This window comes from Pseudomonas sp. B37(2017) (assembly GCF_002112885.1).
Lineage (GTDB): Bacteria > Pseudomonadota > Gammaproteobacteria > Pseudomonadales > Pseudomonadaceae > Aquipseudomonas > Aquipseudomonas paraglycinae.
This window is the reverse complement of sequence record NZ_NEIX01000009.1, coordinates 70862-82120: the sequence shown is the minus strand read 5'-3', so window position 1 is coordinate 82120 and position 11259 is coordinate 70862. Positions and strand designations below refer to the sequence as shown.

Below are 11259 nucleotides of genomic sequence, written 5' to 3'. Positions count from 1 at the left end.
GTGAAAGGTTTAAAGCGATCTGCTGTGCTAGTCAAAACTTTTTTAATTTTGACCGCAACGACTCAAAGACTACTGTGACGCAGACACCACAAGGCACGCGACCCGTAAGGGCGGCGCGCACTTGTAGAAATTTTGAGGTGCTTGGAGAGGCGGCCTGGGTAAGGCCGCCGAATCTTCAGCGAGTTGTTGCCAGTTCCTGTTGGACGCTGGCGACAGTGCGAGGCCAAGGTTTACCAGCCTGAACCTTCGCTGGCAAGGCCTTGATGGCAGAAACGGCTGCATCACGATTGGCGAAGTTGCCGTAGGTGATCACGTAGAGAGGCTTGCCGTTGAGGACTTTCTTGAAATAACGATACTCGCCGCCCTGCTCCTTGACGAAGCTTTGCGCGGTCGCTTCGGAGCTGGTGCCGAGGATCTGCACCACGTAGTTGCTGGTCGGCTGACCGGCGTACCAGCTGCCACCGGCGGCCTTGGCGACGGTGACCGGCTTCTCGGCAGGTTTCGCGGCGGCAACAGGCTTGGCAGGCGCCGGAGCCGGTTTGGCCGCTGGAGCGGCCGGAGCAGGCTTGGCGGTAGCGACCTGGGTCGGCGCCGGGGTCGGTTTGGCTGCCGGGACTGGAACCGGAACTGGCGTCGGCGCAGGGCCGGCCTGAACGCCCGCCGGTGGCGCGGTGGTGGTCACGGTCGGTGGCGTGTTGCTGGAGCCTTCGACCGGCACGCCGTCGTCGCCTTCAGTGATACCACCCGCGGCTTCAGCCAGCGGACCACGCATCACCGGCTGCGAGTTGCCGACCAGCGGCAGCGGCATCGGTTGGGTATTGCCGTTGAATTCGACGGACGGTGCGCCACCGGTCTGCGGCGTGCCCTGGCCCAGTGGCAGTTGCGCCTGCTCGTTGGCCGGCGCACCGGTGGTCGGTGCCTTGTTGCGACCCGGCATCAGCCAGGCGGCAGCGACCGCGACCACAACGACGGCGGAAATCGCCAATACGTGTTTCTTCGGCATGTTGAACCCCATACTTGGACGCTTGACCGCAGAGCGGCTGGCAATCATGACTTCGATCAGAGCATCGCGAGCGACCTGGTTGATGTTGCCGGGCCAACCCTCGGAGCTTTCGTGAATATCAGAGATCTGATCCGCGGTGAAAAGTTCGACCCCCCGGCCCGCGCCTTCGAGCCGCTGGTCGAGATACTCGCGGGTTTCTTCTTCGGTGTACGGCTGCAATTCGATGACGTGGAAGCGCTCTTCCTCAAGGTGCAAAGCCTCGAGCTGGGCGATCAGCGACGACTCACCGAACAGGAACACGTGCGGGCGGCCTTCCGGCGCGCCGGCGCCCAGCGCCATCAGCGCTTCAAGCGCGGACTCGTCGAGCTGCTCGGCATCGTCCACCAGCAGATAGACTTCCTGACCGGTCAGCGCCAGCTGCACGACCTGATCGAGGATCGCCCCGACTTCGGCCTGGGCCACGTCCAGCGCTTGGGCGATCTGGCGCAGCACACCGGCTGCATCGCCGGCGCCACGGGCGGAAACGACGACGCTCTGCACCGATTGCTTGTTGGTACTGGCAACCAGCGCCTGACGCAGCAGGGTCTTGCCGCTGCCCTGCGGGCCGGTGACCACCAGCAGCAACTGGCTGTAACGCGCCAGATGATGCAGCTGACCCAGCACCGGCTTGCGCTGGGCCGGGAAGAATTTGAAGCCCGGCACCCGCGGCGCGAAAGGGTCGTGACTTAACTGGAAATGGCCGAGGAACGCCTCGTCGGCATGCAAACTAGTCATCGGAATCTTATTAACCTTTAAGCTGAGCCAGAGCGCGGTAATCCGCTCCCAGCGTGGCCTGTAGAACCTCTTTCGGATAATCGTCGGTCACCACCGCTTCGCCCATACGGCGCAGCAGCACCAGGCGCAAGCGACCGTCGATCACTTTTTTGTCAATTGCCATGTGTTCAAGAAAATCGGCTTCGGTCATCTCTTCCGGCGGGATCACCGGCAGACCGGCACGCTGGAACAGGCGGATGCCGCGATCGCGCTCCTGCTCGCTGATCCAGCCCAGGCGCGCGGACATTTCCAGCGCCATTACGGTGCCAGCAGCGACCGCTTCGCCATGCAACCAGACACCATAGCCCATGTGGGTTTCGATGGCGTGGCCAAAGGTGTGGCCGAGATTGAGGGTGGCCCGTACGCCGGTTTCCTTCTCGTCGGCGCCGACCACCGCCGCCTTGGCAGCGCAGGAGCGCTCGATGGCGTAGGTCAGGGCCGTTTGATCCAGCGCACGCAGGGCGTCGACGTTTTCCTCAAGCCAGGTCAGGAACGGTTCGTCGCAGATCAGACCGTATTTGATGACTTCCGCCAGGCCGGCCGACAGCTCGCGCGCTGGCAGGGTTTTCAGGGACGCGGTATCGATCAGCACCACATTCGGCTGATAGAACGCGCCGACCATGTTCTTGCCCAGCGGATGGTTGATCCCGGTCTTGCCGCCCACCGACGAATCGACCTGGGACAGCAGCGTGGTAGGGATCTGAATGAAATCGACGCCGCGCTGGTAGCAGGCGGCCGCGAAACCGGCCATGTCGCCGATCACACCGCCGCCGAGGGCGATCACCGTGGTGCGGCGGTCATGACGAGCGGTCAGCAGGCCGTCGAAGATCAGTTGCAGGGTTTCCCAGTTCTTGAAGGCTTCGCCGTCGGGCAGCACCACGGAAACCACCGAGAACTGCGCCAGGCTGCGGGTCAGACGCTCGAGATAGAGCGGCGCAACGGTCTCGTTGGAGATGATTGCCACTTGCCGCCCGTGGATATGCGGGGCCAGCAGCTCAGCCTGGTCCAGTAATCCTTCGCCAATGTGAATCGGGTAGCTGCGCTCGCCTAGGTCGACCTTGAGTGTCTGCATGTGTCCCCACGATGAAGATGAAGCAGGCGTCCTGCCTGGAATTATCGAATGTTCACGGCATGTGCTGGTGTGACGCCACTCGCACGCCATCCGCCACAACCCTTGGCGGCCATTACAGGTCGCCGAGGATAGCGCATTTCGTGCGGCGCTTTAACGGGGCGGAAGTTGCTGCAGGCGGTCGAGAATATCGAGCACGACCATGCGCGGTGGCCGCTCGTCGGTTTCCACCACCAGATCGGCGATTTCCCGATAGAGCGGATCACGGATCGCCAGCAGATCGCGCAGGGTTTTCTCCGGATTGGCGGTGCGCAGCAACGGCCGGTTGCGGTCGCGGGAAGTGCGGCCGACCTGCTGCTCGACGGAGGCGTGCAGATACACCACCCGCCCGCCCTCGTGCAGGGCCTTGCGGTTGGCATCGCGCATCACGGCGCCGCCGCCGGTCGCCAGCACCACGCCGTCGAACGCGCACAGCTCGGCGATCATCGCCTGCTCACGATCACGAAAGCCGGGCTCGCCTTCCTTGTCGAAGATCCACGGAATATTGGCGCCCGTACGCAGTTCAATTTCCTTGTCGGAATCCTTGAACGGCAGGCGCAGCTCTTTGGCCAGTAATCGGCCGATGGTGCTTTTTCCAGCCCCCATCGGTCCTACAAGAATCAAATTTCGCACAGAATCAACGACTCACAGCAATCGCCTGGTTATTCATGATACGCGGAGTGAGAAATACCAGCAGCTCGGATTTTTTCTCCGAAACCACATCACGCCGGAAAAGGCGGCCAAGATACGGCACATCGCCAAGAAATGGCACCTTATCTACAACCTTGCTTTGAGTATTTGAGAAAACGCCCCCAATCACGATGGTCTCGCCGTCGTTCACCAGCACCTTGGCGTTGACCTCGTTTTTCTTGATCGGCGGTACATCCTGCACTTTGTTCAGGTAGTCCGGTTCGTCCTTGGTGACCTTGACCTCCATGATGATGCGGTTGTCCGGGGTGATCTGCGGCGTCACTTCCAGCGACAGCGACGCCTCCTTGAAGGACACCGACGTAGCGCCGCTGGAGCTGGCTTCCTGGTACGGAATCTCGGTGCCCTTGAGGATCTTCGCGGTCTCCTTGTCGGAGGTGACCACCTTGGGCTGCGAGACGATTTCGCCGTTGCCGGTCTTCTCCATCGCGGTCAGCTCGAGGTCGAGCAATACGTTGTCGGTGATGAACGCGATGCCGATCCCGGACGTATTGTTGACCGTGCCCATGTCGACGAACGGCGAGTTGGTGCTGGTGCTGCCCGGCGTACCAATGGTGGTCGACGAACCGTTGCTGACCCCGGAAGTGTTCCAGTTGCCCTTGTTCTGGATCGAACCGCCCCAGCGCACGCCCAGGCTCTTGTCGTAATCGACGTTGGCCTCGACGATCCGCGCCTCGATCATCACCTGACGCACCGGGATATCCAGCTGCGCCACGATCCGCCGCAGCTCGTCGAGGCGATCCTGGGTCTGGTAGGCAATGATGTTGTTGGTCCGCTCATCGACGGTGATCGAACCCCGCTCGTCGACCTTGGCCTCGGCGCTGGTGACCGACTGAAACAGCTTGGCGATGTCCGCAGCCTTGGCGTAGTTCACTTGCAGCAGCTCGCGGCGCAACGGCGCCAGTTCGGCGATCTGTTTCTGCGATTCCAGTTCCTGCCGTTCGCGGGCGGCGATTTCATCGGCCGGCGCCACCAGCAACACGTTGCCGACCTTGCGCTTGTCCAGGCCTTTGGTCTTGAGCACCAGATCCAGCGCCTGATCCCACGGTACGTTCTGCAGGCGCAAGGTGATTCCGCCCTGCACCGTATCGCTGGCCACCAGATTGAGGTTGGTGAAGTCGGCGATCAGTTGCAGCACCGAACGCACATCGATGTCCTGGAAGTTGAGAGAGAGCTTTTCGCCGTTATAGCTGTTGCGGTCGGCGTTGCGCTTTTGCAGGTCATCGACGGTCAACGGCCGGATGCTGACGGTCAGCTTGTTGTCGGCCTGGTAAGTGGAATAGTCGAACGTACCGTTGGGTTCGACGGTGATCGTCGCCCGATCACCACTGACACCAGCGTTGACGAACTGCACCGGGGTGGCGAAATCCTTGACGTCGAGGCGCACCCGCAGCGGTTCGGGCAATTGGGTACGGGCGAAATTGAGGATGATCTTGCCGTCGTGTTCCTGAATATCCGGTGCGATGGCTGGATCGGACAGGTCGATGACCACGTTGCCCTCGCCCGCCGTGCCACGCTGGAAATCCACACCGCGAATGGCTCTGGCGGTTGGCGCAAAGGTCCGGACCGGCGCTGCCGCAGTTGCTGCGCGCGGTGCACGAGCCGCCGGACGCGGGGCAGCGGCTTTGCTGCCTTGCCCGACCACCACGAATACCGCATTGCCTTCGACCCGGGTGTCGTAAGGCGCCAGTTGCGTCAGGCTGATGATGAGCCGCGTCCGGTTATTGGCCTCGACCACCGTGGCCGTGCGGGCATTGCCACTGCCCAGGTCACGGGTCTTGCTCGCCAACTGACTTGCGACACCCGGTAGATCGAGGGCGATCCGCGCCGGCGAATCGGTGGTGTAGCCCTTGGGCTGCGGAGGCGGGCCGTCGAATGACAGCTTCAGCTCGACCCGGTCGCCCGGCAGTGCCGCGACGTCCAGCGCCTTCAGATTGGCTGCCTGTACCATCGGTGAAAGCAGCGCCATCCATAGCGAAAAACCGAGGGTGGAAAAAATCCTGTTCATTATTCGACTTCCACTTATGAGTGCTCTTTCAAAGGAATGGTGCGCGGCCGCTCAAGCCAGGCGCCCTGGCCATCCGGAACGATTTCCACCACCTCGACCTGTGAAGCGCTGATCGCAACGATCCGCCCGTCGTTGCGCCCAAGGTAATCGCCGACCTTGAGCCGATGAACCCCGCCCGCCCCCCGCAGCAAAGCGAAGGAACCGGAGGCGTTGGCAATCGTGCCGACCATTTCAAACTGCTCGATGTTGAAACCTTCGAGGTATTGCTTGACCCGGTTGGGATCGGGCTTCACGTCGCGCGAGCCGTGTTTCTGCCCGGCCAGATCGACCCGCAGCTGACGTGAAAACGGACTGCGCAGGTTGGCGGCGCTGTAGGTGAATGTCGGGTAGGAGCGGAAGGTCGGGGTCGGCTCGATCTTGCCCGGCGGACGCAGGCGTTCTTCATTCATGTAGGCGTCGAGGTCACTGAAGTCATCGCCGCCACAGCCACCGAGCACCAACAACAATGCCGACAAGGCGATAAAACGGATCGGGCTCATTTCTGCAGCCCCTTGTCGTTGTAGCGGTAAGTCTTGGCCAGAATGCTCATGCGCAACTTCGGCCCGCCTTCGGGATTGGCTGGCGCCAGTTCGAAATCGTGCAGAGTGACGATCCGAGGCAACCCGGCCACGCCGCTTACGAAAGTCGCAAGGTCGTGATAGGCACCGGTTACGGTGATCTGGATGGGCAGTTCGATGTAGAACTGTTGGGTGACCTCCGGCAGCAGCTTGATCTCTTCGAATTCAAGACCGCTGCCCAGCCCGGTGCGCGTGATGTCTTCCAGCAACCCCGGCACTTCGGTGTCACTGGGCAATTGCCGCAACAGCACGCCGAACGAGTTTTCCATCTCTTTCATCTGCTGAGTGTACAGCTCCAGATTGGCCGCCATGCGCGCCTTGCTCGCGAATTGCTCCTTGAGGGTGACCTCCTCCTCACGCTTGAGCTCGAGCTGGTTCTCCAGGTCACTGATGAAAAAGTTATAGCCAAGCGCCAGAACCAACACCATCAACAGCCCGCCGGCCAGGCTTTTGACCACTGGCGGCCAGGAGCCGATGTTGCTGGTGTCCAGGTCGTTGAAATCGACATTGCGCAGGCTGTCCAGCCACTCGGACGGCTTCATTGGTCGTCCTCCTCGATCCGGGGTCGAGTCTGGCGAACGGTCAGCTGAAAGACGTTGGCCTGATCCACCTGGCCAGCGGTGGTGGCTTTCACTTCATTGAGGTTGGGCGCATCGAACCAGTCGGAGGCATCGAGATTGCGCATCAGGTCGGACACCCGATTGTTCGACTCCGCCGCGCCGCTGATCGACAGGGTCTTGCCGACCATTTTCACATCGGTGAAATACACCCCGTCGGGCAAGGTGCGCGCCAGCTGATCGAAAATCCGCCCGCTGATCTGCCGGTTGCCCTGCAAGTCCTGGATGATGCGCATGCGCTCCACCAGTTGCTGGCGGTGGGCCTTGAGTTCGCTGATCTGTTTGATCCGTTCGTCGACCACGGCGATCTGCTTGCCGATGTAGTCATTGCGCGCGACCTGCCGCGCGATGGCGGCGCTGATGATCTGGTCGGCAATGAGCACCGCCCCGACCGAACCGACCACCACGCCGGTCAAGGCCAGCAGGAAGCGTTTGCGCCGCTCTTCGCGACGCTCCTCGCGCCAGGGTAAAAGGTTGATCCGCGCCATCAGTCGAAACTCCTGAGCGCGAGCCCGCAGGCAATCATCAGGGCCGGCGCATCGCTCGCCAGGGCCCCGGCGTTGACCTTGCTGCTCAAGGCCATGTCGGAAAACGGGTTGGCCACCTGGGTCGGTGTGTTCAGGCGCTCTTCGATCAGCCGGTCGAGCCCGGGCACCGACGCCGTGCCGCCGGCCAGCAGAATGTGGTCGACGGCGTTGTACTGGCCGGAGGCGAAAAAGAACTGCAGGGAGCGCGACACCTGCTGCACCAGCGCCTCGCGAAACGGTTGCAGCACCTCGCTGACGTAGTCGTCCGGCAGGCCGCCCTGCTTCTTGGCGAGTCCCGCCTGTTCAAGGGTCAGGCCATAACGGCGCTGGATTTCCTCGGTCAGCTGTCGACCGCCGAACAGCTGTTCGCGGGTATAGATGATCCGGCCGTTGTGCAGGACGCTGAGGGTGGTCATGGTGGCGCCGATGTCGACCACGGCCACTGTCAGCCGGTCCTGGGACGCGGCCAGTTGCGTCGCCAGCAGGCCGAACGAGCGTTCCAGTGCGTAGGCTTCGACATCCACCACCCGCGCGGTCAGCCCGGCGAGGGCGAGCGCCGCTTCGCGGACTTCGACGTTTTCCTTTCGACAGGCGGCCAGCAGCACGTTGACCCGCTCGGGGTTGCGCGGCGAAACGCCCTGGACTTCGAAGTCGATGGCGACCTCGTCCAGCGGATAGGGAATGTATTGATCGGCCTCGATCTTGAGCTGGTTTTCCAGTTCGTCGTCCGACAGCCCGGCGTCCATCTCGATGACCTTGGTGATCACCGCAGAACCGGCCACCGCCACCGCCACGGTTTTCAGCCCGGTGCGCGCCTTGACCAGCACCCGGGACAGGGCCTGACCGACGCCCTCGAGCTCGGCGATGTTCTTTTCGACCACGGCACTCGCCGGCAACGGCTCCACCGCGTACGCCTCGACCCGGTAGCGCTCACCCTGACGGCTCAGCTCCAGCAGCTTCACCGATGTGGAGCTGATGTCGATCCCCAGTAACGTATTGGCCTTTTTATTGAAGAGTCCTAGCACTACCAATTCCCTATGACTATCCGTGAGTTACGGACTCTGTAATGCGCATTGCGTTCCCTCGCCCCGTCTTGACAGAAGCGCAAATGACGCCCCCAGCGGAAAAGTGCTTATAATGCCCAGCGATTTTTTCCGCTCTTTACTGCCGGCGCGGGTCGTTCTGTGTGTTTCCCGGAACCCTGTCGCCCAATTCATTCTTTGCCGTGGATGTCCAAAAGCCTTGATTCGTCTGCTGAAATTTTTCGGTTGGTCCATCGTCGCCGTTTTCTGCGGACTGCTTTTAGGTCTCAGCGGCGCGTTTCTTTACCTTAGTCCGGGTTTGCCATCTGTGGAGGCGCTGAGAAGCATTCAGTTGCAGATTCCACTGCGGGTCTACAGCAGCGACAACAAGTTGATCGCAGAATTTGGCGAAATGCGCCGCACACCGATCCGTTTCGCCGACATTCCCCCCAATTTCATCAACGCGTTACTAAGTGCTGAAGACGACAACTTCGCCAATCACTATGGCGTCGATCCGAGCAGCCTGATGCGTGCCGCGACCCAACTGGTCAAGAGCGGTCACATCCAGTCCGGCGGCAGCACCATCACCATGCAGGTGGCGAAGAACTTCTTCCTGACCAGCGAACGCAGCTTCTCGCGCAAGACCACCGAGATCCTCTTGGCCCTGCAGATCGAACGCCAGCTGACCAAGGACGAAATCCTTGAGCTGTACGTGAACAAGATCTATCTGGGCAACCGCGCCTACGGCATCGAGGCGGCGGCGCAGGTGTATTACGGCAAGTCGATCCGCGAAGTCAGCCTGGCGCAGATGGCGATGATCGCCGGCCTGCCGAAAGCCCCGTCGCGCTTCAACCCGCTGGCCAACCCGGCGCGCAGCAAGGAGCGTCGCGACTGGATCCTCGGCCGCATGTACAAGCTCGGCAAGATCACCGAGGCCGACTACACCGCCGCGATCAACGAGCCGCTGAACGCCAGCTATCACGTGCCGACCCCGGAAGTGAACGCACCGTACATCGCCGAGATGGCTCGCGCCGAAATGGTCGGCCGCTACGGCAGCGACGCCTATACCGAAGGTTTCCGCGTCACCACCACGGTGCCGAGCAACCTCCAGGAAATGGCCAACACCGCGCTGCACGAAGGCCTGATGACCTACGATCAGCGTCACGGCTACCGTGGCCCTGAATCACGTCTGCCGGGCAAGACCCGTGAAGCCTGGGCCACCGAACTGACCAAGCAACGCACCATCAGCAGCCTCGAGCCGGCCATCGTCACCCAGGTCGACAAGAACGGCCTGCAAGTGCTGACCCGCACCGGCGAAGAGCACGTGGCGTGGGACACCATGAAATGGGCCCGCCCGTTCCTCAATACCAACAGCATGGGCGCCAACCCGCGTCAGCCGTCGGATGTGGCACAGATCGGCGACCTGGTTCGCGTGCAGCGCCAGCCAAACAATTCGCTGAAGTTCAGCCAGATCCCACAGGCGCAAGGCGCGCTGGTGTCGCTGGATCCGCAGAACGGCGCGATCCGGTCGCTGGTCGGCGGCTTCGCCTTCGAGCAGAGCAACTACAACCGCGCGATGCAGGCCAAGCGTCAGCCGGGCTCGAGCTTCAAGCCGTTCGTCTACAGCGCCGCACTGGACAACGGCTACACCGCCGCCAGCCTGGTCAACGACGCGCCGATCGTGTTCGTCGACGAGTACCTGGACAAGGTCTGGCGTCCGAAGAACGACACCAACACCTTCCTCGGTCCGATCCGTCTGCGTGAGGCGCTGTACAAGTCGCGCAACCTGGTGTCGATCCGCCTGTTGCAGGCGATGGGCGTGGGCAAGACCATCGACTACATCACCCGCTTCGGCTTCAACAAGCAGGACCTGCCGCCAAACCTGTCCCTGGCGCTGGGCACCGCGACCCTGACGCCAATGGAGATCGCCACCGGCTGGAGCACCTTCGCCAACGGCGGCTACAAGATCACCCCGTACATCATCGACAAGATCGAAAGCCGCAACGGCGACACGCTGTTCGTCGCCAATCCGCCGACCGTACCGCAGGGCGGCGCGGCCACCGACGGTATCGCGGCCCCCGCTACCGAATCGTTTACCGTCAATGCAGCGCCGGTTCCGGGTGAAGCGCCGGGCAACGCCGCCGTGCCGCAAGCACCGGCAGTTGCCGAGCGCATCGTCGATGGCCGTACTACTTACATCCTCAACAGCATGTTGCAGGACGTGATCAAGCTCGGCACCGGTCGTCGCGCACTGGCTCTGGGCCGCAGCGACATCGCGGGCAAGACCGGTACCACCAACGAATCCAAGGATGCGTGGTTCTCCGGTTACAACGCCGATTACGTGACCACCGTGTGGACCGGTTTCGACCAGCCGGAAAGCCTCGGTCGCCGGGAGTTCGGCGGCACCGTGGCACTGCCGATCTGGATGAACTACATGGCCGCCGCGCTCAAGGACAAGCCACCGCATGTCCAGCCGGAGCCGGAAGGCATCCTCAGCCTGCGGGTGGACCCGGTCAGCGGTCGCGCGGCATCGCCGAGCACGCCGGGGGCCTACTTCGAGCTGTTCAAGGCTGAGGACACGCCGCCGTCGGTCAATGAAATCGGCAATGGCACCGTGCCGGGCAGTCCGCTGCCGGCGGATGAACAGGCGCCGATCGATCTGTTCTGATCCTGATCCTGAACCGCTAAAAAGCCCCGCCTTCGATTGAAGTGCGGGGCTTTTTATTACCTGTTCATTTTTGTGTTGTCTGGGCCGGCCTCTTCGCGGGCAAGCCCGCTCCCACAGTAACCGGGTGTACGCTCCATTTGTGAACGCCACAAAACCCTGTGGGAGCGG

The 11259-nt window shown here is 62.1% G+C and carries 9 protein-coding genes; 1 reads left to right on the top strand and 8 read right to left on the bottom strand.

Annotation, left to right across the window (positions count from 1 at the left end; translation table 11 throughout):
- Positions 1–175: 175 nt before the first annotated feature.
- From CAF90_RS21535 to CAF90_RS21500, 8 genes are all read right to left on the bottom strand, one after another.
- On the bottom strand, positions 176–1777 hold the full coding sequence (locus CAF90_RS21535; RefSeq protein ID WP_085608417.1) for an AAA family ATPase: 1602 nt from the start codon (positions 1775–1777) through the stop codon (positions 176–178).
- A gap of 10 nt (positions 1778–1787) precedes the next feature.
- On the bottom strand, positions 1788–2888 hold the full coding sequence (gene aroB / locus CAF90_RS21530) for a 3-dehydroquinate synthase (RefSeq protein WP_085608416.1): 1101 nt from the start codon (positions 2886–2888) through the stop codon (positions 1788–1790).
- Between the two features lie 150 nt (positions 2889–3038).
- A complete protein-coding gene (gene aroK / locus CAF90_RS21525; protein ID WP_045121685.1) occupies positions 3039–3557 on the bottom strand; it encodes a shikimate kinase AroK in 519 nt (172 codons plus the stop codon).
- A gap of 4 nt (positions 3558–3561) precedes the next feature.
- Positions 3562–5640, bottom strand: coding sequence for a type IV pilus secretin PilQ (gene pilQ / locus CAF90_RS21520; protein ID WP_085608415.1), 2079 nt, complete (start codon positions 5638–5640; stop codon positions 3562–3564).
- A gap of 14 nt (positions 5641–5654) precedes the next feature.
- A complete protein-coding gene (locus CAF90_RS21515) occupies positions 5655–6179 on the bottom strand; it encodes a pilus assembly protein PilP (protein WP_085608414.1) in 525 nt (174 codons plus the stop codon).
- A complete protein-coding gene (gene pilO / locus CAF90_RS21510; protein ID WP_085608413.1) occupies positions 6176–6799 on the bottom strand; it encodes a type 4a pilus biogenesis protein PilO in 624 nt (207 codons plus the stop codon). Before pilO ends, CAF90_RS21515 begins: the two co-directional genes overlap by 4 nt.
- The gene (locus CAF90_RS21505) at positions 6796–7362 is read right to left on the bottom strand and encodes a PilN domain-containing protein (protein ID WP_007952387.1); all 567 of its coding nucleotides are present in this window, start codon (positions 7360–7362) and stop codon (positions 6796–6798) included. The genes pilO and CAF90_RS21505 overlap by 4 nt, the downstream gene beginning before the upstream one ends.
- On the bottom strand, positions 7362–8426 hold the full coding sequence (locus CAF90_RS21500) for a pilus assembly protein PilM (RefSeq protein WP_007952389.1): 1065 nt from the start codon (positions 8424–8426) through the stop codon (positions 7362–7364). The genes CAF90_RS21505 and CAF90_RS21500 overlap by 1 nt, the downstream gene beginning before the upstream one ends.
- A 220-nt stretch (positions 8427–8646) precedes the next feature.
- Here CAF90_RS21500 and CAF90_RS21495 point away from each other — a divergent pair, with 220 nt between their 5' ends.
- Positions 8647–11091 carry a penicillin-binding protein 1A gene (locus tag CAF90_RS21495; protein WP_371915874.1) on the top strand — a complete coding sequence of 815 codons (2445 nt, stop codon included), beginning with the start codon at positions 8647–8649 and terminating at the stop codon, positions 11089–11091.
- Positions 11092–11259: the final 168 nt, after the last annotated feature.

Bases quoted from the DNA above. Each gene is read 5' to 3' on its own strand.
- pilO (WP_085608413.1), bottom strand. From the start codon at position 6,799: ATGAAGCCGTCCGAGTGGCTGGACAGCCTGCGCAATGTCGATTTCAAC.
- aroB (WP_085608416.1), bottom strand. From the start codon at position 2,888: ATGCAGACACTCAAGGTCGACCTAGGCGAGCGCAGCTACCCGATTCAC.
- pilQ (WP_085608415.1), bottom strand. From the start codon at position 5,640: ATGAACAGGATTTTTTCCACCCTCGGTTTTTCGCTATGGATGGCGCTG.
- CAF90_RS21535 (WP_085608417.1), bottom strand. From the start codon at position 1,777: ATGACTAGTTTGCATGCCGACGAGGCGTTCCTCGGCCATTTCCAGTTA.
- CAF90_RS21515 (WP_085608414.1), bottom strand. From the start codon at position 6,179: ATGAGCCCGATCCGTTTTATCGCCTTGTCGGCATTGTTGTTGGTGCTC.
- CAF90_RS21505 (WP_007952387.1), bottom strand. From the start codon at position 7,362: ATGGCGCGGATCAACCTTTTACCCTGGCGCGAGGAGCGTCGCGAAGAG.